At 68.9% G+C, this 23,214-nt stretch carries 27 protein-coding genes; 14 read left to right on the forward strand and 13 right to left on the reverse strand.

Annotation, left to right across the window (positions count from 1 at the left end):
- Positions 1-224: 224 nt before the first annotated feature.
- From JHE00_RS13235 to JHE00_RS13245, 3 genes are all read left to right on the forward strand, one after another.
- Positions 225-1,301: a sensor histidine kinase gene (locus JHE00_RS13235; RefSeq protein ID WP_200318367.1), complete on the forward strand. Its 1,077-nt coding sequence runs from the start codon at positions 225-227 to the stop codon at positions 1,299-1,301.
- Positions 1,298-1,981, forward strand: a complete 684-nt coding sequence (locus tag JHE00_RS13240; RefSeq protein WP_200318368.1) for a response regulator — start codon at positions 1,298-1,300, stop codon at positions 1,979-1,981. The genes JHE00_RS13235 and JHE00_RS13240 overlap by 4 nt, the downstream gene beginning before the upstream one ends.
- Before the next feature lie 95 nt (positions 1,982-2,076).
- Positions 2,077-4,194: an MMPL family transporter gene (locus JHE00_RS13245; protein ID WP_200318369.1), complete on the forward strand. Its 2,118-nt coding sequence runs from the start codon at positions 2,077-2,079 to the stop codon at positions 4,192-4,194.
- On the opposite strand, the gene JHE00_RS13250 is transcribed toward JHE00_RS13245, so the two are convergent.
- Together JHE00_RS13250 and JHE00_RS13255 are read right to left on the reverse strand one after the other, a co-directional pair.
- Positions 4,184-4,567: a VOC family protein gene (locus JHE00_RS13250; RefSeq protein ID WP_200318370.1), complete on the reverse strand. Its 384-nt coding sequence runs from the start codon at positions 4,565-4,567 to the stop codon at positions 4,184-4,186. The genes JHE00_RS13245 and JHE00_RS13250 overlap by 11 nt on opposite strands.
- A gap of 58 nt (positions 4,568-4,625) precedes the next feature.
- Entirely contained in the window at positions 4,626-5,081 is a 456-nt protein-coding gene (locus JHE00_RS13255) for a MarR family winged helix-turn-helix transcriptional regulator (RefSeq protein ID WP_307831927.1), read from the reverse strand.
- A 97-nt stretch (positions 5,082-5,178) separates the two neighbouring features.
- Here JHE00_RS13255 and JHE00_RS13260 point away from each other — a divergent pair, with 97 nt between their 5' ends.
- From JHE00_RS13260 to JHE00_RS13275, 4 genes are all read left to right on the forward strand, one after another.
- Positions 5,179-6,144 carry a ring-cleaving dioxygenase gene (locus tag JHE00_RS13260; RefSeq protein WP_200318371.1) on the forward strand — a complete coding sequence of 322 codons (966 nt, stop codon included), beginning with the start codon at positions 5,179-5,181 and terminating at the stop codon, positions 6,142-6,144.
- Positions 6,141-6,755, forward strand: coding sequence for an alpha/beta hydrolase (locus JHE00_RS13265; protein ID WP_200318372.1), 615 nt, complete (start codon positions 6,141-6,143; stop codon positions 6,753-6,755). The genes JHE00_RS13260 and JHE00_RS13265 overlap by 4 nt, the downstream gene beginning before the upstream one ends.
- A 659-nt stretch (positions 6,756-7,414) precedes the next feature.
- On the forward strand, positions 7,415-8,152 hold the full coding sequence (locus JHE00_RS13270; protein ID WP_307831928.1) for an Abi-alpha family protein: 738 nt from the start codon (positions 7,415-7,417) through the stop codon (positions 8,150-8,152).
- A 70-nt stretch (positions 8,153-8,222) separates the two neighbouring features.
- Complete coding sequence (locus JHE00_RS13275; RefSeq protein WP_200318373.1) at positions 8,223-9,482, forward strand: DUF445 family protein; 1,260 nt, start codon at positions 8,223-8,225, stop codon at positions 9,480-9,482.
- An 86-nt stretch (positions 9,483-9,568) separates the two neighbouring features.
- On the opposite strand, the gene JHE00_RS13280 is transcribed toward JHE00_RS13275, so the two are convergent.
- Both JHE00_RS13280 and JHE00_RS13285 read right to left on the reverse strand, forming a co-directional pair.
- Complete coding sequence (locus JHE00_RS13280; RefSeq protein ID WP_200318374.1) at positions 9,569-10,255, reverse strand: alpha/beta fold hydrolase; 687 nt, start codon at positions 10,253-10,255, stop codon at positions 9,569-9,571.
- A complete protein-coding gene (locus JHE00_RS13285; protein WP_200318375.1) occupies positions 10,252-10,773 on the reverse strand; it encodes a pyridoxamine 5'-phosphate oxidase family protein in 522 nt (173 codons plus the stop codon). Before JHE00_RS13285 ends, JHE00_RS13280 begins: the two co-directional genes overlap by 4 nt.
- 70 nt (positions 10,774-10,843) lie before the next feature.
- Between JHE00_RS13285 and JHE00_RS13290 the strand changes: the two genes are divergently transcribed.
- Positions 10,844-11,497 carry a winged helix-turn-helix transcriptional regulator gene (locus JHE00_RS13290; protein WP_200318376.1) on the forward strand — a complete coding sequence of 218 codons (654 nt, stop codon included), beginning with the start codon at positions 10,844-10,846 and terminating at the stop codon, positions 11,495-11,497.
- Positions 11,498-11,596: 99 nt separating this feature from the next.
- Here JHE00_RS13290 and JHE00_RS13295 read toward each other — a convergent pair whose 3' ends face one another.
- Positions 11,597-12,073 carry a glyoxalase superfamily protein gene (locus JHE00_RS13295; RefSeq protein WP_307831929.1) on the reverse strand — a complete coding sequence of 159 codons (477 nt, stop codon included), beginning with the start codon at positions 12,071-12,073 and terminating at the stop codon, positions 11,597-11,599.
- Positions 12,074-12,121: 48 nt separating this feature from the next.
- On the opposite strand from JHE00_RS13295, the gene JHE00_RS13300 reads away from it, so the two are divergent.
- Entirely contained in the window at positions 12,122-12,628 is a 507-nt protein-coding gene (locus JHE00_RS13300; protein ID WP_200318377.1) for a mycothiol transferase, read from the forward strand.
- A 1-nt stretch (position 12,629) separates the two neighbouring features.
- On the opposite strand, the gene JHE00_RS13305 is transcribed toward JHE00_RS13300, so the two are convergent.
- On the reverse strand, positions 12,630-13,025 hold the full coding sequence (locus JHE00_RS13305) for a cupin domain-containing protein (protein WP_200318378.1): 396 nt from the start codon (positions 13,023-13,025) through the stop codon (positions 12,630-12,632).
- Between the two features lie 50 nt (positions 13,026-13,075).
- Between JHE00_RS13305 and JHE00_RS13310 the strand changes: the two genes are divergently transcribed.
- Entirely contained in the window at positions 13,076-14,056 is a 981-nt protein-coding gene (locus tag JHE00_RS13310; protein ID WP_200318379.1) for a helix-turn-helix domain-containing protein, read from the forward strand.
- Here the strand turns inward: JHE00_RS13310 and JHE00_RS13315 are convergent.
- Both JHE00_RS13315 and JHE00_RS13320 read right to left on the reverse strand, forming a co-directional pair.
- Positions 14,053-14,631 (reverse strand): HhH-GPD-type base excision DNA repair protein, encoded by a 579-nt coding sequence (locus JHE00_RS13315; RefSeq protein WP_200318380.1) that lies wholly within the window; start codon positions 14,629-14,631, stop codon positions 14,053-14,055. The genes JHE00_RS13310 and JHE00_RS13315 overlap by 4 nt on opposite strands.
- A gap of 32 nt (positions 14,632-14,663) precedes the next feature.
- The gene (locus JHE00_RS13320) at positions 14,664-15,935 is read right to left on the reverse strand and encodes a glycerophosphodiester phosphodiesterase family protein (protein WP_200318381.1); all 1,272 of its coding nucleotides are present in this window, start codon (positions 15,933-15,935) and stop codon (positions 14,664-14,666) included.
- Positions 15,936-16,270: 335 nt separating this feature from the next.
- Here JHE00_RS13320 and ectA point away from each other — a divergent pair, with 335 nt between their 5' ends.
- The 4 genes from ectA to thpD all read left to right on the forward strand — a co-directional run bounded on the left by ectA (position 16,271) and on the right by thpD (position 19,580).
- Positions 16,271-16,804: a diaminobutyrate acetyltransferase gene (ectA, locus tag JHE00_RS13325; RefSeq protein ID WP_200318382.1), complete on the forward strand. Its 534-nt coding sequence runs from the start codon at positions 16,271-16,273 to the stop codon at positions 16,802-16,804.
- Positions 16,805-16,875: 71 nt separating this feature from the next.
- Positions 16,876-18,129 (forward strand): diaminobutyrate--2-oxoglutarate transaminase, encoded by a 1,254-nt coding sequence (gene ectB, locus JHE00_RS13330; RefSeq protein WP_200318383.1) that lies wholly within the window; start codon positions 16,876-16,878, stop codon positions 18,127-18,129.
- A 33-nt stretch (positions 18,130-18,162) separates the two neighbouring features.
- A complete protein-coding gene (locus JHE00_RS13335) occupies positions 18,163-18,555 on the forward strand; it encodes an ectoine synthase (RefSeq protein WP_200318384.1) in 393 nt (130 codons plus the stop codon).
- A gap of 122 nt (positions 18,556-18,677) precedes the next feature.
- The gene (thpD, locus tag JHE00_RS13340) at positions 18,678-19,580 is read left to right on the forward strand and encodes an ectoine hydroxylase (RefSeq protein ID WP_200318385.1); all 903 of its coding nucleotides are present in this window, start codon (positions 18,678-18,680) and stop codon (positions 19,578-19,580) included.
- A gap of 240 nt (positions 19,581-19,820) precedes the next feature.
- Here thpD and JHE00_RS13345 read toward each other — a convergent pair whose 3' ends face one another.
- The 5 genes from JHE00_RS13345 to JHE00_RS13365 all read right to left on the reverse strand — a co-directional run bounded on the left by JHE00_RS13345 (position 19,821) and on the right by JHE00_RS13365 (position 23,179).
- A complete protein-coding gene (locus JHE00_RS13345; protein ID WP_372440445.1) occupies positions 19,821-20,696 on the reverse strand; it encodes a hypothetical protein in 876 nt (291 codons plus the stop codon).
- Positions 20,693-21,184, reverse strand: coding sequence for a DUF6932 family protein (locus tag JHE00_RS13350; protein ID WP_200318386.1), 492 nt, complete (start codon positions 21,182-21,184; stop codon positions 20,693-20,695). Before JHE00_RS13350 ends, JHE00_RS13345 begins: the two co-directional genes overlap by 4 nt.
- Before the next feature lie 105 nt (positions 21,185-21,289).
- Complete coding sequence (locus JHE00_RS13355) at positions 21,290-21,622, reverse strand: hypothetical protein (RefSeq protein WP_200319398.1); 333 nt, start codon at positions 21,620-21,622, stop codon at positions 21,290-21,292.
- A 15-nt stretch (positions 21,623-21,637) separates the two neighbouring features.
- Positions 21,638-22,312 (reverse strand): OmpA family protein, encoded by a 675-nt coding sequence (locus JHE00_RS13360; protein WP_200318387.1) that lies wholly within the window; start codon positions 22,310-22,312, stop codon positions 21,638-21,640.
- Between the two features lie 60 nt (positions 22,313-22,372).
- Positions 22,373-23,179 carry an SGNH/GDSL hydrolase family protein gene (locus tag JHE00_RS13365; protein ID WP_200318388.1) on the reverse strand — a complete coding sequence of 269 codons (807 nt, stop codon included), beginning with the start codon at positions 23,177-23,179 and terminating at the stop codon, positions 22,373-22,375.
- Positions 23,180-23,214: the final 35 nt, after the last annotated feature.

The following is a 23,214-nucleotide window of genomic DNA, read 5'->3' on the forward strand; positions in this document are numbered from 1 at the left end:
GGGACACGAAGGCCTCCGGTTCGTGAAGCGGTTCCTCGACAGCTCCACTTCACAACCAGAGGCCTTCGCCTGTCTCAACGACAAGCCGACATCAACCCAACCCCGAACAACGTCCCTGGACATCACACCTAGCCGACCCCTAGCCGACCCCTGACCGACCCCTAGGGGCAACGGCGGGGTCTTTCCCGGATGTCGCCGGTCGCGGGCTCTGCCAAGGTCAGGCCATGCCGATCGCCCTGTCCTCGCGGGCGCGCGACGCCGGTCTCGCGCTCGGGTTCGCCGTGCTCGTCGTCGGCGCAACGCTCGCGAACGCGCGCCTGCACGGCGCCTCGATCACCCCGCTGGAGCTGGCGCCGCTGCTCGCGGGCTGCGCGGCTCTGGCCGTGCGCCGGCGCCACCCGGTGGCGGTCGCGGCGGTGACGCTGGCGGCCTCTGCCGTGCACTACGCGACCGTGGAGCCAGACGGTCCGATCCTGCTCACGTTCGTGGTCGCGCTCTACACCGTCGCGGCACAGGGTCACCTGCGGGCGGCCGTCGTGCTCGGCGGGACCGCGCTGGCGGCCACCGCCTACGGTGAGTTCGCCACCCCCGTCCGGCACGTCGGCGACGCGGGACTGGCGATGCTCGCGGGCTGGCTCGTCGCGAGCATCGCGCTCGGCCGCGCTCGCCGCACGCACGTCGCCTACCTGCACGAGGCGGAGCGGCGCGCGGCCACCGAGGAGCGGCTGCGCATCGCGAGGGAACTGCACGACACGCTCGGCCACCACCTCTCGCTCATCACCGTGCAGGCGGGCGCCGCACTGCACCGGCCGGACGAGCAGACGTCGCTGCGGGCGCTGACGGTGATCAAGCAATCCAGCAGGGACACGCTCGGCGAGCTGCGCTCGACGCTGGGCGTGCTGCGCGGCGATCGGCCCGCCCCGCCCGGACTGGCCACTGTGGACACCCTGGTGGAGCAGGCCCGCGCCACCGGGCTCACCGTGACGATCGAGGTGGACGGCGAACGCACCGAGCTGCCACCCGAACTCGACCTCACGGCGTACCGGCTGGTGCAGGAGGCACTGACCAACGTCCGCAGGCACGCCGACGCCAGTACCGCGACCGTGCGCATCCACTACGCGCGCAGGGAGCTGCGCGTGGAGGTGATCGACGACGGCAGGGGCGGCACGGCCGACCCCGGCCACGGGATCAGGGGTATGAGCGAGCGCGTGCGGCTGCTCGGCGGCGACCTCAGCGCCGGGGGCCGCGCGGGCGGCGGATACCGGGTGAGCGCACGGCTCCCGGCGGGAGCACTCGGATGATCCGCGTACTGCTTGCCGACGACCAGACCCTCGTGCGCGCGGGATTTCGCTCCATCCTGGACGGTGAGGACGACATCTCCGTGGTCGCCGAGGCCGCCGACGGCGAGCAGGCCGTGCGGCTCACTCGCGAGCACCGGCCCGACGTGGTGCTCATGGACGTCCAGATGCCCGGCAGTGACGGGCTCGAGGCCACCCGCCGGATCGCCGCCGACGAACGCCTCGCCGGCATCAGGGTCGTCATCCTCACCACCTACGACGTCGACGAGTACGTCTACGGCGCGCTCCGCGCGGGCGCGAGCGGCTTCCTGGTCAAGGACACCGAGCCCGCGGAGCTGGCCCACGCCGTGCGCGTGGTCGCCAGGGGCGACGCGCTGCTGGCGCCCACGGTGACCCGCAGGCTCATCGCGGAGTTCGCGGGCCGGGTGTCGCGGCCGGAACCGAGCCCGCGGCTCAACGCGCTGACCGAACGCGAACGCGAGGTGACCGCGCTCGTCGCCGCGGGACTGTCCAACGACGAGATCGCCGCGCGCCTCGTCCTCTCGCCCGCCACGGCGAAGACGCACGTCAGCCGCATCATGACCAAGCTGGCGGTGCGCGACCGCGCGCAGCTGGTGGTGCTGGCCTACGAGTCGGCGATGGTGACGCCCGGCTGGTTGTCCTCGGACGGTCGACCCCGGTAGTACGGGATGTCCCGCAGGGGACGACCTCGGTGGTACTCCGCTTCGGTACCCGCGCCGGACGCGCCGCGGCAGGACAGCCGCGCACGCTGCGCAGCATGAACACACCAACGTTGTCCGGCAGCCGGCTCACCCGGCTCGCCGCCTGGGCCCAGCGGCGGCACTGGCTCGCGCTGGGACTGTGGATCGCGGTACTGGCCGCGATCACCGTGACCTCGCAGGCGCTCGGCGCCGACTATCGCGACGACCACTCGCTGCCGGGAACCGAGTCGCAGCAGGTGATCGAGACCTTCGAGCGCGAAGCCCCCGCCGAGCAGGGCGAGACCGTGCAGCTGGTGCTCGCTCACGACGACGGCGTCGCGCAACAGCGGGACCGAGTCGAGGCGTTGCTGCGCGAGGTCGCAGCGCTGCCTCACATCGCGGGGGTGCAGAGCCCGTTCGCGACGCCCGGCGCGGTCTCGGCCGACGGCACCATCGCCTACGCCACCGTGGCGCTCGACGCGGACACTCCGGCCGAGGACGTGCGCGCGCTCGTCGGCGCCGGAGAGTCGGCCGCGGGTGACGGGCTCGACGTCGCGTTCGGCGGCGACCCGGTGCGCGAGGCGGAGGAAGGCGGTGGCGGGGCCGCGGAGGGCGCCGGAATCCTCGCCGCGCTGGTGATCCTGGTCCTGATGTTCGGCTCGCTGCTCGCCGCGGCGGTTCCCGTGCTCACCGCTGTGCTCGCCGTCGGCAGCACGATCGGCGTGATCGGGCTGGTCTCGTGGCTGGTCGACATGCCCTCCTACGCGCCGCCGCTGATGATGCTCGTCGGAATCGGCGTCGGCATCGACTACGCGCTGCTGATCTTCTCCCGGTTCAGAGGTGAGCTGCTCGCGGGCCGCGACCGGCAGCAGGCCGCCAGGGTCGCGCTCGACACAGCGGGCCGTTCGGTGCTCTTCGCGGGCTGCACCGTGATCATCGCGCTGCTCGGTCTGCTCGCTCTGGGCCTCGGCTCCCTGCGCGGAGTCGCGTTCGCGGTCGCACTGACGGTGCTGGTCACGATGATCGCCTCGATCACGCTGCTGCCCGCGCTGCTCAGCGTCTTCGGGCGTCGCATCGAACGCAGGATCGTCGCGAGGGCAAGCCGTCGCGAGCAGGGCAGGCGCTGGCGCTCGCTCGCGAGCGCGGTGCAGCGGCGGCCGGTCGTCCCGCTGGTCGTCTCGCTCGCCGCGCTCGGCGCGCTGTCGCTGCCCGCGCTGGACCTGCGGCTCGGGTTCGCCGATGCGGGCAACGACCCGCAGGGCTCGACCAGCAGGCAGGCCTACGACCTGCTCGCCGAGGGCTTCGGAGCCGGAGTCAACGGCCCGTTGATCGTTGTGGCCGAGGGCGGAGCGGCGGCGGCGGAGGAGGCCGCGGCCGTGCTCGAGCGGACCCCCGGCGTCGCGAGCGCGACCCCGCCGCAGTCGCTGTCTCCCGAGGTGTCGACGGTTGTCGTCTTCCCCGACAGCGCGCCACAGGACGCGGCCACGCACGAACTCGTCGAACGGCTGCGGGCCGACGTCCTGCCCGGCGTTGCCGAACGCACCGGCGCGACGTTGCTCGTCGGAGGATCGGTGGCCGCCGCCGACGACTTCGCCGCGGCCGTCAGCGACCGGCTACCGCTGTTCATCCTCGTCGTGGTGGGCCTGTCGGCACTGCTGCTGGCCGCGGTGTTCCGTTCGGTGCTCATCCCGCTCAAGGCCGCGGTGCTGAACCTGCTCAGCATCGGCGCGAGCCTCGGTGTCATCACGCTCGTGTTCGGGCAGGGCCTGTTCGGCGTGCAGCCGGGACCCATCGAAGCGTTCGTGCCCGTGATGATCTTCGCGATCGTCTTCGGGCTCTCGATGGACTACGAGGTGTTCCTCGTGGCGCGCATGCACGAGGAGTGGCGCCGCACGCGCGACGCCGGACACGCCGTGCGCGAGGGCCTTGCCGCCACCGGCGGGGTCATCACGGCCGCGGCGGCGATCATGATCGTGGTCTTCGGCGCGTTCGTGCTCAGTCCCGACCGGATGCTCCAGCAGTTCGGTCTCGGCCTGGCCGTGGCGGTACTGCTCGACGCGTTCGTGATCCGCTGCCTGATCGTGCCCGCGGTGATGCGGCTGTTCGGCGAGCGGGCGTGGTGGCTGCCGCGCAGGCTCTCGCGCGCGTTGCCCGAGGTGAAGCTGGAACGCGACGAGGTGGGCGTCAGTTCGTGACCTCGTGCAGGCACAGCACGTTGCCCTCGGAGTCGTGGAACCAGGCGGCTCGCTCGTCTCCGAGGGTGGCGATGTGGTCGACGGTGCGCAGCTCGTCGCTGTCGATGTCGGTGAACTCGACGCCGTGCCCCTCCAGCTCCTTGATCTCGGCGGGCAGGTCGTCGACCTCGAAGCTGAGCGCGGTGTGCTCGCTCTGTGTGCCCTCGGGCATCGGCCGCAGGGCGAGCACGTCGCCCGCGCCCGCGTTGAAGTAGACCGAGCCGTCGGGGCTCGCGCCCGTGCGCTCGAGGCCGAGCGACTCGGCGTAGAACCGGCTGGCGCGCTCCACGTCGGTCACCGGCAGCAGGGTGGTGATCATCGATCGGGTGAGCATGGTGGCCTCCTCACCGGCCATGCTCCGCTCGATCCGGGGGCCGCGGCGGCCCGGTTTTTCACGTCGGGGCGTTGGCTTCGCGCAGGGTGCGCATGGCCTCGGCGAGCGACTCGGAGGCCTGCGGACCCAGCGGCTCGAGCACGGTTCTGCGCAGGATGTCCGCGCACGCCTTGCGGGCCTGCTCGGCCACGTCGGCGCCGTGCTCGGTCAGGCAGGCGTAGGTGACGCGCCGGTCGGCGGAGCTGGGCACCCGGTGGATGAGATCGGCGGCGGCGAGCCGGTCGGCGACCTTGGTGAACCCGCCGCTGGACAGCGCCGCTTCCTTGGCGAGCCGGGTCATCGGCATGCGGTTCTCGGGGGAGCGGACGAGCCGCAGCAGGATGTCGAACGAGGCGGGCGCGAGGTCGAAGCGGTCGGCGATCTCGCCCATCAGCCGGTCCTGCGTCGCCAGGTAGCCCTCGATCACGAGGCCCCACCAGGTCACGATCTCGTCGTCGTCGGGTTCGGTCGGCACGCGCCGAGTGTAGCGCAGTTGTCTTCTGGAAATATATCTTGCGAGCGAGAGGTTATCGGGTCTAGCTTGGAAGAATCCGCTCCCAAGGAGGGAAGCCATGTCGTTCCAGACCAGCGGCTTGCACCACGTCACCGCCATTGGAGGGGACCCGCAGCGCAACGCCGACTTCTACCTGCGAACGCTGGGGTTGCGGCTCGTGAAGACCACGGTCAACTTCGACGACCCTGGCACCTACCACCTCTACTACGGCGACGAGTCCGGCAAACCAGGCTCGCTGCTCACCTTCTTCCCGTGGAAGGACGCACCGAGCGGGCGCCTCGGCACCGGCCAGGCCACCACCACCTCGTTCTCCGTTCCGGAGCGTTCGCTGGGGTGGTGGAAGAAGCACCTCGAGGCATCGGGTGTCACGACCGGCGACATCGTCAGCCGCGACGCGGAGGAGGTGCTCACCTTCCGTGACCCCGACGGCCTCGTGCTCGCGCTCGTCGCCCACCAGCAGGGCGACCCGCGCGACCCGTGGGACACCGCGCTGGTGCCCGGCGAGCACGCCATCCGCGGCCTGCACTCCGTGACCATGTCCGTGACGCGCGAGGACGCCACCGCGGGCACCCTCACCGAGGACCTCGGGCTGTCGTTCGCCGAACAGGACAGCAACCGCTTCCGGTTCAGTGCGGGCGAGGGTGGCCCTGGCGCGACCGTGGACGTGCTGGTGACGCCGGACGCCCCGAGGGGACTCGTCGCCGCGGGCACCGTGCACCACGTGGCGTGGCGGGCGCCGGACGAGGGCACCCAGGTGGCGTGGCGCGAGGAGCTCGTCGACCGCGGCGTCGGCGTCACGTCCATCCTCGACCGCCAGTACTTCCGCTCGATCTACTTCCGCGAGCCGGGCGGCACCCTGCTGGAGATCGCCACCGACCAGCCGGGCTTCTCGATCGACGAGCCGCTGCTGGAGCTCGGCCGTGCGCTCAAGCTGCCGCCGTGGCTCGAGCCCGACCGCGAGCAGATCGAGGCGATGCTGCCGAAGCTCGACCTGCCCTCCGAGAACAACCCGGTGCGGGCATGAGCGGCCTGTCGCTCGACCACCGATTCGTCGAAGGTGAGCAGCACGCGCCGGTGCTGTTGCTGCTGCACGGCACGGGCAGCAGTCCCGAGGACATCCTCACCCTCGGCAAGGAGCTGAGCCCCTCGTCGCCGATGCTCGCGCCGGCCGGTCCCGTCTCGGAGAACGGGGCGGCACGCTGGTTCCGCAGGCTGGCGGAGGGCGTGTTCGACGTCGAGGACGTGCGGGTGCGGGCCGAGCAGCTCGCGGAGTTCGTGCTCGCCGCAAGGGAGAAGTACGGGCTCACCGACCGCAGGCTCGTCGCCGCCGGGTTCTCCAACGGCGCCAACATCGCGGCGGCCGTGACCCTGCTGCGGCCCGATGTGCTCACCGAGGCGGTATTGTTCGCGGCGATGCTGCCGGTGCCGGACCCGCCCTCGCACAACCTCGGCGGTTCGCGGGTCTACCTGTCCAATGGCAGGCGCGACCCGATGGCCCCGCTGGCGTCCAGTGAAGAGCTCGTGGAGGTGCTGCGCGAGCGCGACGCCGAGGTGACGGAGCACTGGCACCACGGCGGCCACCAGATCACCCTGCCCGGGCTGCAGGCGGCGAAGGCCTGGCTGACCGAACCCTGACCCGCCCCGCCCCCAGCCGCGGTGAAGGGCACCTTCCGTGCGTTGAACGCAGGAAAGGTGCCCTTCACCGCGTTCGGGCTAACCCACAGTTCATGATCCATTTGCGTTTTCGTGGGACGCGAATGTCCGAATTGCTGGGTCGAATGGCGTAGTCGCCAATAGTCGAATCGGGGTGCCTGATTTTTCGCGAACTATGCTGATTACTCTTTCAATGGCGCGGGGGAAGGTACACGATGAACTTCGGTGACATGGTCGACTGCCCGCGGTGTCACGGCTCCGGGCTCGCACCCAACCGAAAGGATCCCTGTGGCAACTGCGGAGGACTCGGGCAAGTCCCCAGGTCGTGAAGGCTGTCCGCTCTGCCGGGGAACCGGGACGTTGTCGTGGCAGCAGCCGCAGGGAAACCCGGGATTGGTCCGTACGATCGAAATGCCCTGCCCGCATGGTTGCGGTGAGTATTGGAAACACCCGCGCGCAGAACGCGATCGGGTGGTCGAAACACCGGTCCCCGAAAAATCGACGCCGGAGCGTGTTCGAGGGAACGCCGACGAAGCGAACCGGATCGGCGCGGACTTCATTCAGGGTGCACTTCGAAACTGGGGTTTCCTCGACGGCGAGCGCGGCCGCCGTTCGTAGTACGGGGCAGTAACATCACCGACGTGGACTCGGAAGACTTGGTGCAGCGCGCCGGGCGGATCGCAGGCTGGGCCGCGCGCACGGGCTACTCGCTGGGCAAGCGCCTGCCCGGAGCCGACAGTGCCGAACGCAGCCTCCGCACACTCGAGCAGCGGGCCCTCGGTGAACTGCGCAGACGTCTCGAGAGCACCGGAGATCCCTACCTCGCCACGCTGAACCAGGCTCCCGCACGGCACACCGCCAACGGAGACGCCGACGTCAGGCCCGGCGCGATCACCGTCATCCAGCAGGACGATCCCCTGCGCGTGGCCATGGCCGAGCTGCTGAACCGCTCCACCGGGCTGGACCGCGACCGGTCTCGCGACTATCTCTACGCCACCATCCTGCGTCAGCTGACCCCGGACGAGGCCCGGATCCTGGCCGCGCTCTCCGACGGCTCGCCCTTCCCGCTCGTCGACGTCGCCGAGCGCGCCGGCCTCGGCACCGGCCGGTTCGTGCTCCGCAACGCCTCGACCGTCGGCAAGCAGGCCGGGGTGTCGCTGCTCGACCACGTGCCCGCCTACGTCACCCGCCTCATCGGGCTCGGGCTCGCCGAGATCGACGAGGAGGCGCCCGCGCTGAGCACGCAGTACGAGATCCTGCTGACCGACGACACCGTCAGGGCCGCCGAGGAGATGGTCAAGCGCGCCAGGATCGTGCGGCGCACGGTGCGGATCTCACCGCTCGGCGTCAGCTTCTGGCAGGCCTGCGCGCCGGGCTGACTCGCGTGCGCCCGGCGGGCGGCCGTGTGATCATGGTCACCCACATTGATGACCGTGACGGTGGTGGGTGATGGACGAGTACCTGCGGGGAATCGCTGACGACTTCCTGCGGTACTGGCCCGTCTACTGCTCCATTCCGCTGGTCGCCGCGCTGATCGGCTACGTCACCAAGCTGGTCGCGATCCGGATGATGTTCCGGCCCCTGAACTTCGTGGGACTCAAGTTCCGGCACAAGCCCGTCGTCGGCTGGCAGGGCATCGTTCCCAAACGAGCGGCGCGCATGGCGAGCATCGCGTGCGACACGATGACCCAGCAGCTCGTCTCGCCCCGCGAGGTCATCGAGCGCCTCGATCCCGAGCGCATCGCGAAGGAGATCGAACGGCCGCTGCTAGCGGCGGCCGAGGAGATCGTCACCGACATCGCCGCCGAGTACCAGCCCGGTCTGTGGGAGGCGCTGCCCGACGGTGTGCGCAGGCTCGTCGTGAAGCGGGTCCAGGCCGAGGCGCCCAAGATGGTCGCCGCGGTGATGGAGGCGATCAAGGACGACGTCGACTCCGTGTTCGACCTCAAGGGCATGGTCGTCACGAGCCTGGTCAAGGACAAGGAGCTGCTCAACCGGATCTTCCAGGAGGCGGGACACAAGGAGTTCCGGTTCATCGCCCGCTCCGGGCTGCTCTTCGGCGGCCTCATCGGCATCGTGCAGATGGTCGTGTGGCTGGTGTTCCGGATCCCGCTGATCATGCCGCTGTTCGGTCTGTTCATCGGCTGGTTCACCGACTGGCTCGCGCTGAAGATGATCTTCCGTCCGAAGCAGCCGACCCGCTACCTCGGCCTGTTCGAGTGGCAGGGTCTTTTCCTGAAGCGGCGCGCCGAGGTCTCCGAGGCCTATGCCGCGCTCATCGCGAAGGAGATCATCACCCCCCACAACGTGATCGAGGCCGTGCTGCGCGGCCCGTTCTCGGACAAGGTCGTGACGCTGATCCAGCGTCAGGTGGACGAGGAACTGGCGAAGCAGGCGAGCTTCGCCAAGCCGCTCGTGGTGATGGCCGTCGGCAGCAGGCGCTACCAGGAGATGAAGGTGCGCATCGCCGAGCAGATCATGGCCAGGCTGCCGGAGACGCTGCACTACATCGAGGACTACGCCGAAGACGCGATGGACATCCGCAACACGCTGGTGACCAAGATGAAGCAGCTCGATGCCGACGAGTTCGAGGGCCTGTTGCGCCCTGCATTCCAGCAGGACGAGTGGATCCTCATCCTCACCGGTGCGCTGCTCGGAGCCGCGTGTGGCGAGTTGCAGGTGCAGCTCGTGCTGCATCTGACCTCGTAGTCGCACGCCTCCCGGCCGGTCCAGCACCACGGCCCTCCGACCGGCCGGTGCAGCCCCGTCGCCGCCATCGGCGCGACGGTGGCCGCTCAGCTTGAGCGCACGTAGGCCAGCAGCTTCTCCGTCAGCTCCTCGGGTCGCGCGAGCGCGGGCAGGTGTCCTCCCTCCATCTCGTCGGGCACGATCCCCAGCCGTTGCTCGACCACGCGCCGCTGGAACTCCGCCGGGAACAGCCGATCGTCGCGGCAGAGCAGGAACCGGGTCGGCACGTCCGGCCACGCGGCCAGCGGCCACGGCTTCTGGAACGGGGTGTCCGACGGGTTGTGTTCGCCGCGCTCGAAGGCCTGCTCGGTGACCTCGTCGGGTACGTCGTGGAAGAACATCTCGCGCACGTCGAACTCCACCGCGCGGCCCTCGCGATCCGCCTTCTCGCGCTGTGCCTGCTCCTGGCCCGTGGCCGCCCACCATTCGCCCGGCGACTCTCCCGACTTCGGCGTCATCGCGGCGACCAGGATCATCAGTTCGACCGGAACCCGCTCACACACCATCGGGGCGACGAATCCCGACATCGACTGCGCCACGAGCACGACCCCGCTGCGCTCCCCGATCGCGTCCACGACCACATCGGTGTACTCGGCTAGTCCGGCGCCGGCATCGGTCCACGGCAGATCGGGAGTCAGCACGTCGTACCCCTCGCTGCGCAGCCGCGGCGCGACGAGATGCCAGTACCACGAGTCGGATCCGGCGCCGGGTAGCAGCACGAATGTCGTGGTCATGACGCAACCGCCAGCGCACCGGGGACACGGTTGACGAAGTCCAGCACTCCGACCCAGGTCGGGCGCACTGCGATGCGGGCCATCCTGGTGCCTGGTCCGAGATCGGCCAGCGTCGCGGCCGCCTGTTCCTCGCCGTAGTAGCGCCGTTGCGCCAGCACGTACTCCTCAGCGACTCCGTCCACATCGGTCACCTCGGCCGCGCCCCGGAGCAACAGGACCTCCGGTGGGATGCCGGCCGTGTCGATGGTGATCGCCACGGCCGGCCGCTCGCGCAGTGCCGTGATCTTGTGGGCGCCCGCGAACGTGGCCACCACCAACTCGATGCCGTTCCAGTGGAACAGCATCGGTAACACGCGCGGCGTTCCGTCTCGTGCCGTGTACGCGAGGCGCGCCAGCTCCGTCGACCGCAACAATCGCTGCGCGACGTGGGTCCTGAGCAGGTCGACATCGCCCTGGGGCAGCGATTCTGTCCTCGGTCCTGTCTCGGGCCCTGCCTTCGGTGTGAACGGTGCGGTCATGATGCCTCCTCGGGTCGATGGTCCTAAATTAGCACTGACAAGTCCTGGTTGTGAAGTGTAGACTTGGATCATGTCCGGCAAACGCACCTACGACGACCCGTGCGGGGTCGCGAGAGCTCTCAACCTCATCGGGGAACGGTGGGCCCTGCTGGTGGTCCGCGAGCTGCTGCACGGCCCGAAGCGGTTCACCGACATCCGGTCGGGGCTGCCGCACGCCAGTCAGAACGTGCTGTCCACGCGGCTGCGCGAGCTGGAGGAATCCGGGATCGTGCGGCGCCGCAAGCTGGGGCCGCCGGTCAGCGCGCAGGCCTACGAGCTCACCGAACGGGGGCGGGAGCTCGAGCCCGTCCTGCTCGCCCTGGCCCGCTGGGGTAGCCGTACTCCGCTCACGTCGGAGGAGGAGCTGAGTGCCGACGCGCTGGTACTCGCCCTGCGCACCACGTTCGACGTGCAGGCGGCCGCTGGCCTGCGCGCCGGAGTCGAGCTGCGGCTCGGCGAGGACATGTTCCACGCCGAGGTCGCCGACGGTGATCTCACGATGGAGCGAGGGGCCGCCGACGAGCCGGACGCCGTCATCGAGGCGGGCTCGGCCACCTTGCGGTCGGTGGTGTTCGGCGGCCGGAAACTCACCGACGCGCAGCGAAAGGGGGAAGCCAGGGTCGAGGGGGACGGCGACGCGGCGAGGCGCTTCGTCGAACTGTTTCCCCGGCCCAGCGTGCGATAGTTCCGTCGGGCACTCCGGCGGAACGGCAAAACCGCGGGACGGGCGGAAGGCCCGCGCGACAGGGGAATCGCTCGGGTCGTCCGCTCCGGGCCGGACAGGTCAGGGGCGCGGTGGGATCTGCTGCACTGCCCAGGAGTTGCCGTCGGGGTCGGAGAAGTACACGAACCGTCCCCACGGAAAGTCCTGGACTTCGCTGACCTCCACGCCGCGGCCCGCGAGCTCCTCGCGCGCGGCCTCGATGTCGGAGACCACCACCTGCAAACCCTCCACCGAACCCGGCCGCATCCGCGAAATCCCTGTGCCGATGGCGATTGAGCAGGCCGAGCCGGGCGGAGTCAGTTGCACGAACCGGATCTCGTCGCTGACGACGTGGTCGTGGTCGGCGTTGAAACCCGCCCGCTCGACGTAGAAAGCCTTGGCCTTGTCCACATCAGACACCGGAACAGCCACCAGCTCGAGCTTGAAATCCATGGTCACTACTCCCTCTCGTTGTCGGTGCGACCACGCTATGTCGAATTCCGGCCAGTTTTCGTCCGCAAGGGGTTGAGTGACCGCTCGGGATCCGCCGGACAGCATGACTCGCAGTGTGCGGCAGGAACCGGCGCCATCAAACACAATCGAGGCATGGGAAGTGTGGAGCTGCTGAAGGACGGTTTCGGTCGCATTCAGGAGGAGGTGCACGCCGCTGTCACTGGATTGAACCCCGACCAGCTGGCCCATCGGGTCGACAAGGACGCCAACTCGATCGCCTGGCTCGTCTGGCACCTGACGCGGGTGCAGGACGACCACGTCGCGGGCGTCGCCGGGCTCGACCAGGTGTGGACCGCCGGGGGCTGGGCCGACCGGTTCGGGCTGCCGTTCCCCGCGGGCGACATCGGTTATGGGCACTCGAGTTCCGATGTCGCGAAGGTCCGGGTCGCCTCGCCCCGGCTGCTCACCGACTACCACGACGCCGTGTACGAGCAGACCGTCGACTACGTCGGCGGCATCAGCGACGCGGACCTGGACGTCGTCGTCGACGAGGCCTGGGACCCGCCGGTGACGCTGGGCGTGCGGCTGATCAGTGTCATGGACGACGACATGCAGCACGCCGGGCAGGCGGCGTTCGTGCGGGGAATCCTGCTGCGCTGACCTACGGCTCGAGCGCGTGACCCGTGGTGGCGTCCACGTGGTCGGGCACGTCCTCGTGCCGGTCGCCGACGGTCGACGTGCCGGTGGGCTCGAACAGCATGATCGAGGCGCCGTCCTTCGACGAGGGTTTGTGCTCGGTTCCGCGCGGCACCACGAAGACGGCTCCCGTGGACAGGACGACGGAGCGCTCGCCTTCCTGCTCGCGCAGCGCGATCGTCAGTTCGCCGTCGAGGACGAGGAAGAACTCGTCGGTGTCGTCGTGGGCGTGCCACACGTGCTCGCCCTCGACCTTGGCGACGCGCACGTCGTAGTCGTTCACCTGGGTCACGATGCGCGGGCTCCAGCGCTGGTCGAAGGTCGACAGTGCGTGGGCCAGGAGGATGGGTTCTCGGGTCACGGGTCCATCGTGACTTTCGCGCGGCCTCCACGGGGTGCTAGGAATCGCATATGTCGCGTGATTCCTCGCAGCCGCATCGGGTGGTGGCGATCGTCGACGACGGCTCGAACCCGTTCGAGTTCGGCGTCGCGACCGAGCTGTTCGGCTTGCGCAGACCGGAGCTGGATTGCCCGTGGTACGACTTCACTCTCTGCGCGGCACGGCCCGCCGTTCGGATGCACGCGGGCATGTTCACGCTCTCGGACGTGGCGGGCCTCGACGTGGTGGAATCCGCGGACACGGTCCTGGTGCCCAACCGGCCCGATCCCGAGGTGGATCCCGCGCCCGAGGTGCTCGATGCCGTTCGCGCCGCCGCCGCTCGTGGCGCGCGGCTGCTGAGCTTCTGTACCGGGGCGTTCACGCTCGCGGCGGCCGGCGTGCTCGACGGGCGCAGGGCCACCACGCACTGGCAGTGGGCGCACACGTTTGCGCGCAGGTACCCGGCGGTGCGCCTCCAACCCGACGTGCTCTTCGTCGACGACGGCGACGTGCTCACCGCGGCGGGCAGCGCGGCCGCACTGGACCTTGGGCTGCACGTGATCCGAGAGGACCACGGCGCCGAGGTGGCGAACGCCGTGAGCAGGCGGCTGGTGTTCGCGGCGCATCGGGACGGAGGTCAGCGGCAGTTCGTCGAGCGACCGCTGCCCGCGGTGGCCGACTCGTCGCTGGGGCCCGTGCTGGCCTGGGCGCAGGAACGGCTGGACCGGCCACTCACCGTGGCCGACCTGGCGACGCGGGCGGCGGTGAGCGAGGCGACGCTGCACCGGCGGTTCCGCTCCGAGCTGGGCACGACCCCGCTCGGCTGGCTCACCGCGGAACGGGTGGCGATGGCGTGCAGGCTCATCGAACGCGGCGAGCAGCGGCTCGACGTCGTGGCGTTTCGCAGCGGGCTCGGTACCGCCTCGAACCTGCGCGCGCAGCTACGCAGACGCACCGGGCTCAGCCCGAGCGCGTACCGAACCCGGTTCGCACTGGCGGGCGCGGTCGACTAACCGGTGCTCTTCGCTGCTGCCTTGGCCGCCTTCTTGAACGAGCGCACCTCGGCGAGCGATTCCGCGCTGGTGACGTCGGCGATCGAGCGGCGAGAGCCCTCCTCGCCGTAGGCACCCGCGGCCTCCCGCCAGCCCGCGGGTGCGACGCCCCGCTGCTTGCCGAGCAGGGCGAGGAAGATCCGCGCCTTCTGGTCGCCGTAGCCGGGCAGTGCCTTGAGCCGCTTGAGCACCTGCTTGCCATCGGGGTCGCCCTCGGTCCAGATGGCCTCGGTCCGGCCGCCGTAGTTGTCCACGATGTCCTGCGCGAGCGCGTGCACCCGCCGTGCCATCGACCCGCCGTAGCGGTGGATCGCCGGCTTGGTCACGCACAGTTCGACGAACTCCTCGAGGTCGGTCTGCGCGATCGTGGTGACGCTGAACCCGCCCATCCGCTCCGCGATCTTCTTCGGCCCCGAGAAGGCGACCTCCATCGCGATCTGCTGGTCCAGCAGCATGCCGGTGAGCAGTGCGAACGGGTCGTCGGACAGCAGCTTGTCCGCATCGGGGTCACCGGTGAGGTGCAACGTGCCAGCCATGGAAACAGGATGGCACGTCGCACCTCGGCTGGTCACGGCACGATGTAGGAGTGGGCGTCGAGCGCCCGTCCCCGCTCCGAGTAGAACGTCACGGTGTCGCCACCGGTGTTGTTGAGGAAGCCGACCGTGAGGTCGTTGTAGTACGCGTCCGGGCGGTTCGTGCCCGGTCCCGGGTACACGCGCAGCAGGCTGCCCGGCTGGATGACGTAGCCCTCGCCGATGCGCAGCAGGTTGCTCGCCGCGTCGCGAACGGTGTGCCCGCCGACGTTCACCGGCCTGCTCGTGGTGTTGCGCAGGGTGACGTGCTCGCCGGTCTCCGGCTGCATGTCGTCGCCGCTCGGGTTGGGGAACACGTGGTCCACCACGACCGCACCCGCGCCGGGGAACGGGTCCTTGCCCGCGCGCACCCGCTTGGCGGTCTCCGGGTAGTTGGTGACCACCCAGTCGTAGCGCTGGTGCAGGGCCATCTCGATCTGCTCGGGGCTGTCCACCGGGTCGCTGATGACCTTCAGGCCGCGTGCGTGCGCCCTGTCGACGTCGGCCGCGGTGGTGACGCGCGGGTGGGAGAACACTCCCACCGTCCAGCCCGCGAGCCGGTCGAGCGTCGCGTCGTCGAGCATCTCGCCGCCGGTCAGCACCGCGAGCTGCACCTTGGGCGCGACCTCGTGGAACTCCCGCAGTGCGGCCTCGTCGCGCGAGTGGACCTTGACCCGGTAGGCACCGGAACGCAATACGGCTCCGTCGGCGAGCCCAGCCGCGTGCAGTTCGTGCGCGAGTTTCGCTCCGACACCCGGGCTGTTCTGCGGCGCCTTCAGCTCGAGCGTCAGACCCGCCCTGCCGCGGTTGATCTCCAGCAGCTCCCGCACGGTCGGCACCCGCTGGCCCGCGAACCGCTCGTCGAACCACGAGCCCGCGTCGAGCTGCTTGATCTCGGCGAGCGTGAAGTCGCCGACCAGGCCCTGTGCCCGCTCCGGGAACACGGTCTCGACGTCGGTGGTGCGCTCGAGTGTGTCGTCGTGGACGAGCACGAGCTCACCGTCGGCGGTGAGTTGCACGTCGCCCTCGAGCACGTCGGCGCCCTCGGTCAGCGCCTGCCGGTAGGAAGCGGGGGTCTCCTCGGGCGCGAGGCCGGGCGAGCCGCGGTGTGCCGCGATCACGGCCCTGCTGTGCTCGCCGGGCGCGGCCGAGGCGACGGTGCCGGACGGTTCGGCACGTTCGGGAATGAGCGTCGCCGTGGTGACGGCCGCGGTGGCGAGCACCGCGACGGCGAGTGGGACGCCGAGCCTGCGCAGGCGTTGGTCCACGAGAATGCCTTTCGGTGGGGAACCGGAACCCGGCGATACTGAAGCCGGGAATTTGCGCACCACCGACTTTCAGTGAAATCGGGACGGAACACCCGGTGACGGAGAGTCGCCGTTCTCTGACCCCTCGCGTGTGGCGGACTCTGCCACTACCGTGCTGGACGAGAGCCGTTGGGAGCACAGCGGTCGACAGTTCTGCGCACCTAGCACATGCCGCCCATTGATCGGTACGTTTCTGTCGGCATTGTCACAGGTGTTTCGGCGTTGTTGCAGGTCGGCGCGTGACCGCGCGGACCTCGGGCTGAGCGCCGTAACGCACTCTGTTACGTTGCTTGAATATGTCCGGAAAGCACTCAAACCGTGCCAACGGCGATAATCAATCGGCGGGCGACGTTGTGATCGAAAAGCCGTCGAGGGCTGATGGTGCGGCTCTCTGGCGAATAGCGCGAGATTCACAAAAGCTCGACCTCAACTCGTCGTACACCTACTTGTTGTGGTGCCGAGATTTCGCTGAGACTTCTGTTGTCGCCAGGGTTGGCGAAAATACTGTGGGGTTTGTCATCGGGTATCGCAGGCCCGATGCGCCCGATACCGCGTTAGTGTGGCAAGTTGCGGTCGATGACGCCCAGCGCGGCCGCGGTCTGGCTGGCAAGTTGCTGGACGGGCTGTTCGAGCGTCTTGTCGCCGACGGAGTGCGGTACCTGGACACCACGATCACGCCCGACAATGACGCGTCCATCCGGTTGTTCGAGTCGTTCGCCAAGAGGTGGGACGCGCCGCTCGAGCGGACCGCGTTGTTCGCGGCGAACGATTTTCCCGACGAGCACGAACCTGAGGACCTGTTTCGAATCGGTCCGCTCGGGAAAGCCTAGAACCAGACTGGGCGATAGAAAGCGAAAACCCAACATTTGTTTTCGCCCGATAATGCAGGAGACGAAGCAAGGTGAGCATCTTCGAAACGCTCGAATCCGAGGTGCGCAGCTACAGCCGTGGCTGGCCCACTGTGTTCGATCGAGCGCAAGGCAGTTGGCTCTACGCGGAGGATGGCAAAGCGTACCTTGACTTCTTCGCCGGTGCCGGCGCGCTCAACTACGGGCACAACAACCCGGTGCTGAAGAAAGCGCTGATCGACTACATTTCGCGCGATGGCGTCACGCACGCGCTCGACATGTACACGGTCGCGAAGCGTGACTTTCTCGAGACCCTGAACGACGTGATCCTGAAGCCTCGCGAGATGGACTATAAGGTCATCTTCCCGGGGCCCGGCGGCGCCAACGCGGTGGAAGCCGCGTTGAAGCTCGCCCGCAAGGTGACGGGCAAGGAATCGGTCATCAACTTCACCAACGCGTTCCACGGCATGACGCTGGGCGCGCTCTCGGTGACCGGTAACTCGATGAAGCGCGGTGGCGCGGGCATCCCGCTCGTGCACGCCACCCCGATGCCGTACGACAAGTACTTCGACGGCGCCTACCCCGACTTCCTGTACTTCGAGCGTCTGCTCGAGGACTCCGGCAGTGGGCTGAACGAGCCCGCCGCCGTGATCGTCGAGTCGGTCCAGGGTGAGGGTGGCATCAACGCGGCCCGCATCGAGTGGCTACAGGGCCTCGCCGAGCTGTGCAAGCGGCACAACATCCTGCTTATCCTCGACGACGTCCAGATGGGCTGCGGCCGCACCGGCCCGTTCTTCAGCTTCGAGGAAGCCGGCATCGAGCCGGACATGATCTGCCTCTCGAAGTCCATCGGTGGTTACGGCCTCCCGCTGGCGATCACGCTGGTCCGGCCCGACCTCGACGTGTGGTCGCCCGGTGAGCACAACGGCACGTTCCGTGGCATCAACCCGGCCTTCGTCACCGCCACCGAGGCGCTGCGCACCTACTGGCGTGACGACGAGCTGGAGAAGTCGACCAAGGCCAAGGGCGAGCGCGTCGGCGCCGTGTTCAACGAGCTCGTCGAGGCCCACCCGGACGCCAACCTGGTCGCGAAGGGTCGCGGCCTGGCCAGGGGGCTCGAGTTCCCCAGCGGCGAGGTGGCCGGCAAGGTCTGCGCGGCGGCGTTCGACCGTGGTCTGCTCATGGAGACCTCCGGTCCCGACGGCGAGGTCGTGAAGCTCCTGCCCGCTCTGACCACCACGGACGCCGAGGTGGAGCAAGGCCTGGAGATCATCAAGAATTGCGTCGAGTCGGTACTGTCTCGCTGAGGCCACGTTGGACACTGAGGAAAGGACACGGCTTTGATCGTTCGCACGCTCGACGAGATCACCGACACCGAGGCCGACATCAAGACCCCGAACTGGCGTAGCAAGCGCATCGTGCTCGCCAAGGAGAAGGTCGGATTCTCGGTGCACGAGACCACGTTGTACGCGGGTACCGTCAACGACTTCTGGTACGCCAACCACATCGAGGCGGTTTTCGTCGTCGAGGGCGAAGGCGAGATCACGAACAAGGCCACTGGTGAGACCCACCAGCTCAAGCCGGGTTCGCTCTACCTGCTCAACGACTACGACAAGCACCAGGTCCGGCCGAAGACCGAGATGCGCACCGTCTGCGTCTTCAACCCGCCGGTCACCGGCCGGGAGGTCCACGACGAGAACGGTGTTTATCCGCTCGTCGTCGAAGAGGACTGAAAAACCACCGAGTCTTCGTGACACGACGCGCCGGGCTGTTCGCAGCCCGGCGCGTCGTGTTCACGAAACCCTGAAGGGGGTACCAACAAAAACAAGAGTGGCACTCGTAGGAGGCGAGTATTTTGACTCTCGCACAGAGCCGGATCGAAGACAGTTATCCGACCCGAGTGGTTGGCGAGGCGCAACTGCTCGAACGCAGGGACCCGACCGTCTGGGGCGCCGAGGGAGACGGACCGTTCGACGCGGCCGCGCTCGCCTCGCACGAGGCGAAGGGTTACACCATCCTCGAGGGCCTGCTCTCGCCCGCCGAGGTGCAGGGCTACTGGCAGGAACTCGTACGGCTCTCGTCGGACTCCCAGCTCAAGACCGACGAGCGCGTGATCACCGAGAAGCAGGCCGGCGAGGTCCGGTCGATCTTCGAGGTGCACAAGATCAGTGAGCTGATCAACGAACTGACGCGCGATCCGCGCATTCTCGACCGGGCACGGCAGATCCTCGGCTCCGAGGTCTACGTCCACCAGAGCCGCGTGAACTACATGCCGGGCTACAAGGGGTCGGGGTTCTATTGGCACTCCGACTTCGAGACGTGGCACGCCGAGGACGGAATGCCGAAGCCGCGCGCGGTGAGCTGCTCGATCGCGCTCACCGACAACTACCCGTTCAACGGCGGCCTGATGGTGATGCCGGGCTCGCAGCGGACGTTCGTGCAGTGCGTCGGGGCGACGCCGGACGATCACTACAAGGCGTCGCTCAAGGAGCAGGAGATCGGCGTTCCGCGCGAGGACGACATCACCAGGCTCGCCGCAGAGTGCGGAATCGACCAGTTCACGGGGCCCGCGGGCTCCGCGCTGTTCTTCGACTCGAACATCATGCACGGATCGGGCAACAACATCACCCCGTATCCGCGCTCCAACATCTTCCTGGTGTTCAACAGCGTCGAGAACACGCTCGAGGAACCGTTCGCGGCTGGAAAAGCGCGGCCGGGATTCATCGGCAGCAGGGAATTCACGCCGCTGTCCCGCTGATCGCGGGTGAGCGATCGGTAGCGGGCTGTGCAGGGGTGGGTTGTGTTCACCCCGGTGCAGCCTGTTACCGTGTCGCACACCTCATCGCGTTGCCGATGTGGTGATCGTGGCCCCAGTGGTGCGGGTGACTCCTTGCTCGGGGTTGAGTTCCGCACCGCCGCGGCCACGGTGACGAGTACTACGAGTACGGCCCCGCGCCACCAGATCGGGACTGGTGGCACGGGGCCGTATTCGCGTTCGCTAGTCGAAGAGACTCGTCTCCGAGTGGATCTCCAGCAGCTCGTACACCGGACGTCCGCGCCTGCCGTCGATCGTGGTCGTGCGCACCACGCGCAGCCTCGCGGTGACCGGGCGGTCCAGGTTGAGCTTGATCTCGTCGAGCAGGTCCGGTGCCACGGCGCCCTTGATCGTGCTGCCGGTGTCGCGCTCGAGGTAGAAGATCCGGCGTCGCGTGCGCACGCCGTCGAGCCGTCCCGTCACCGTCTCGTAGCCGACGTCCTCGCGCGACTCCCGCAGGCTGTTCTGCAGCACCCGCGCCTGATCGACGGTCATGCTGCGCATGAGGTCGTCACCGGTGGTCGGGGTGAGCGCCAGCCCGATGCTGGACGTCTTCATCACGGCGTTGACGATGTCGCTGACGGCGTTGCGCACGGTGTCGCGCTGTAGCAGCACCGCGTCGAGTGCGCCGTCATCCGAACCGTTCGCGGGCAGGAAGTCGCACAGTTCCTTCACGGCGCGCTCCGACAGCGTCTCGATGCCGTCGTTGATCAGCGCGTCCGGTGCCGCGGTCTCGGGGAAGCCGAAGAACATCGCGTTGCCGGCCTGGCCGCGCTGGATCAGCGGGGCCTTCTCGCGGTCGGCGGGCTGCACGTAGGTGATCTCGCCCTGCGGGTTGCGCACGATGTGGCCGACCTTGGCCGTCGCGTCCTGCAGGGCCTTGCTGATGTCGGAGAACGTGTAGGCGTCGAGCTGCGACGAACCGAGCATCGACACCTTCAGCAGCGGCGACCGGGAGGTCCGTTCGAACTTGGCGTAGGCGGCCATCGCCGACGCCCTCGCCAGGTCGTCGAGCCAGGTGCCGCCGGGGATGTTGTCGGAAACCTCCCGGAAGATCACCAGGTCACCTCCGCGAAACCCTTGGTAATGCCGTGGACCGGTCCGCGGGACCAGACCTGTTCCCACGCCTCCTCGTCGCCGGGATGGCAGAGGAACCCGTCGAGCAGTCCGCCGACCGGCTGCACCTGTTCCAGATACATCGCGGGCTGTTCGGCGATCACGCCGCGCAGCGTGAGCATGCCGTAGAGCGCCGCGCGCGCCGGGCCGCCGAGCCGTTTGAGGCTGCCCCATTCGTCGGGGATCAGCACCACGTCGACGTCCTGGGGCAGCTGCTCGCTGCGCACCGTGATGGTGCCGGAGATCCAGGCCCTGCCTGAGGGGATCAGCCTGCAGACCACACCGAGGTAGCCGCTCAACGCGCTGAACAGGATCTCGCGCTCGTTGCGATGGGGCGCGTCCCAGACGAACCGCTCGTAGAGATCGGAGAGATCAGCGGGGTGCCTGCCAGGTGGCAACACGTTGTCCGAGGTCCAGTAGGGGAGCGGCATTCACGTTCCTTACCTCGTCCTCGAACGCTCCCGGAGCGCGCGCCAGCACGGCAGCGCGTGTGTGACCGGGTGCAGCGAACCTATCAGCAGCGGGTGAGCTCGGGCTCAGCCGCCTCGGCCCGTCCGCTCCTGTTCCATCGCGTCCCGCGCGTCCTGTTCGTCGGGCCACTCGTTGCGTGTGTGCCAGTCGCGGCGGGAGGGCAGCGAACCCTCCTCCGGCTCGGGTTCGGCGTGCCGATCGGGCCTGCGGACGGCGGGCAGAGCCCCGGTCACCGGCAGGTTCCCGGTCTGCTCGGCGGCGGTCGGACGAGGTGCCGCGCTGCGCGCCGAGGGCTCCCTGCGACGCCGGCGCCCGCCGAGCAGCAGTGCGGTCAGGCCCGCGCCCAGGGCGAACGAGACCAGCAACCAGACCCAGATCTGCCCGAACAACCACAGCATGTCCCTACCCCTTGCTCAGCGCACAGAGATCTCCACTCGCCGGTCGGCGCTCGTGTCGCCGGTCTCGGTGAGCGGCCGGGTGTCGCCGAAGCCGACCGCGCTCACGCGATCGCTCGCGATGCCGGCCCCGACGAGTCGCTGGGCGACGGCGTCGGCCCGCTGCTGCGACAGCTCCCTCGCGCCGGCCGGGTCGCCACCGGGCACGCGCGCGACGTGCCCACGGACCTCGAAGGCGACGTCGGTGGGCGTCCTGGCGAGCAGCGCGGTCACTGCGGCGACGGAACTCTCACCCTCTGGTGTGAGCACGGCACTGTCCGGCTGGAACGACACCGGCTGCTGCGCCAGCAGCGCGTCGAGCTCCTCCTGGAGCTGCCGGCGGGCATCCGCCGGCCCGGCGTCCCGCTGTCCCGCCGGCGTAGCCGTCACGACGTCGCGCACACCCTCGACACCGCCGACGACCTCGGCCGCCCACACCGCCTCGTCGGCCGGCACTCCGGACACGGTGGCGTCCCTGCCGTCGAACGCGACGGCTTCCGGTGACAGGCCGACCGCCGAGAGGGCCGACTGAGACCGGGCAAGCAGATCCGACTCGATCCCGTCGGTCTCGAATCGAGTCACGACGAACGCGAGCACGCCCGTCACCAGCAGTGCGAGCGGGGCCAGCCAGAGCCGGCCACGATCACCGGACATGAACCGACTGTAAACGCGGGTCCGTTCCGGCGCGAAAAATACGCCCCTGGTCAGAGGCGTTCAGTTGTCCGCGGGCTCGACCACTACCGGCCGGGCGGAGCGTTCGGCCAGCGGAGCCAGCCGGGGGCGCTTGGGGGTGATGCCGTCTCCCATCGACTCGCCCCGAAGCTGGCGGCGGATCCACGGGAGCAGGTGCACGCGCGTCCACTCCAGGTCGGAGCGGCGCAGCGTGAGCCAGTTCGGGTGGCCGTCGATCTCGGGCCACGGCTCGCGCCAGTCCTGCCCGGTCGGCACGCCGAGCACCTCGGCTGTGCGCAGCGCGATCCGTCGGTGGCCCTCCGGGGTGAAGTGCAGGCGGTCGTCGCTCCACGCGCGGATGTCGTGCAGCGCGTCCATCGCCCACAGGTCCACGACCTTGGCGCCGTGCCGCTCTGCGATGGCCCAGAGGTTGGCGTTGTAGATCGCGACCTTGCCGCGCAGGATGTTCATCACCGACATCTGTTTGGTGTCGGGGCCGGTGAAGATCACGACCTCGATGCCCTTGGCCCGCAGCGCGGCGATGCCTTCCTCGAACGACGCCGCGATGGCGTCGACGTCGGCCCCCGGAACGATGATGTCGTTGCCGCCCGCGCAGACCGTGACCAGATCGGGCCGCGTCTCGACGGCGATCGGCAACTGCTCCGTCATGATCTCGGCGAGCATCTTGCCTCGGACAGCCAGGTTTGCGTAGGCAAATCCGGCTTCGCCCGCGGCGAGGATCCCGGCGAGCCGGTCGGCCCAGCCTCGGAAGGAGCCATCGGGTAACCGGTCGTTGAGACCTTCGGTGAAGCTGTCCCCGATGGCTACGTAGCTGTTGATACCGGTCACGAGGTCTCCCTCCGACAACGCCCTGTGGAAATCCC

This window comes from Prauserella cavernicola (genome assembly GCF_016595675.1).
GTDB classification, from domain to species: Bacteria; Actinomycetota; Actinomycetes; order Mycobacteriales; family Pseudonocardiaceae; genus Prauserella_A; species Prauserella_A cavernicola.

What these genes read in the sequence shown, in the direction of transcription:
- JHE00_RS13235 (WP_200318367.1), top strand. Translation starts at nt 225, where the DNA reads ATGCCGATCGCCCTGTCCTCGCGGGCGCGCGACGCCGGTCTCGCGCTC.
- JHE00_RS13240 (WP_200318368.1), top strand. Translation starts at nt 1,298, where the DNA reads ATGATCCGCGTACTGCTTGCCGACGACCAGACCCTCGTGCGCGCGGGA.
- JHE00_RS13245 (WP_200318369.1), top strand. Translation starts at nt 2,077, where the DNA reads ATGAACACACCAACGTTGTCCGGCAGCCGGCTCACCCGGCTCGCCGCC.
- JHE00_RS13250 (WP_200318370.1), bottom strand. Translation starts at nt 4,567, where the DNA reads ATGCTCACCCGATCGATGATCACCACCCTGCTGCCGGTGACCGACGTG.
- JHE00_RS13260 (WP_200318371.1), top strand. Translation starts at nt 5,179, where the DNA reads ATGTCGTTCCAGACCAGCGGCTTGCACCACGTCACCGCCATTGGAGGG.
- JHE00_RS13265 (WP_200318372.1), top strand. Translation starts at nt 6,141, where the DNA reads ATGAGCGGCCTGTCGCTCGACCACCGATTCGTCGAAGGTGAGCAGCAC.
- JHE00_RS13275 (WP_200318373.1), top strand. Translation starts at nt 8,223, where the DNA reads ATGGACGAGTACCTGCGGGGAATCGCTGACGACTTCCTGCGGTACTGG.
- JHE00_RS13280 (WP_200318374.1), bottom strand. Translation starts at nt 10,255, where the DNA reads ATGACCACGACATTCGTGCTGCTACCCGGCGCCGGATCCGACTCGTGG.
- JHE00_RS13285 (WP_200318375.1), bottom strand. Translation starts at nt 10,773, where the DNA reads ATGACCGCACCGTTCACACCGAAGGCAGGGCCCGAGACAGGACCGAGG.
- JHE00_RS13290 (WP_200318376.1), top strand. Translation starts at nt 10,844, where the DNA reads ATGTCCGGCAAACGCACCTACGACGACCCGTGCGGGGTCGCGAGAGCT.
- JHE00_RS13295 (WP_307831929.1), bottom strand. Translation starts at nt 12,073, where the DNA reads ATGCTGTCCGGCGGATCCCGAGCGGTCACTCAACCCCTTGCGGACGAA.
- JHE00_RS13300 (WP_200318377.1), top strand. Translation starts at nt 12,122, where the DNA reads ATGGGAAGTGTGGAGCTGCTGAAGGACGGTTTCGGTCGCATTCAGGAG.
- JHE00_RS13310 (WP_200318379.1), top strand. Translation starts at nt 13,076, where the DNA reads ATGTCGCGTGATTCCTCGCAGCCGCATCGGGTGGTGGCGATCGTCGAC.
- JHE00_RS13315 (WP_200318380.1), bottom strand. Translation starts at nt 14,631, where the DNA reads ATGGCTGGCACGTTGCACCTCACCGGTGACCCCGATGCGGACAAGCTG.
- ectA (WP_200318382.1), top strand. Translation starts at nt 16,271, where the DNA reads ATGTCCGGAAAGCACTCAAACCGTGCCAACGGCGATAATCAATCGGCG.
- JHE00_RS13350 (WP_200318386.1), bottom strand. Translation starts at nt 21,184, where the DNA reads ATGCCGCTCCCCTACTGGACCTCGGACAACGTGTTGCCACCTGGCAGG.
- JHE00_RS13355 (WP_200319398.1), bottom strand. Translation starts at nt 21,622, where the DNA reads ATGCTGTGGTTGTTCGGGCAGATCTGGGTCTGGTTGCTGGTCTCGTTC.
- JHE00_RS13360 (WP_200318387.1), bottom strand. Translation starts at nt 22,312, where the DNA reads ATGTCCGGTGATCGTGGCCGGCTCTGGCTGGCCCCGCTCGCACTGCTG.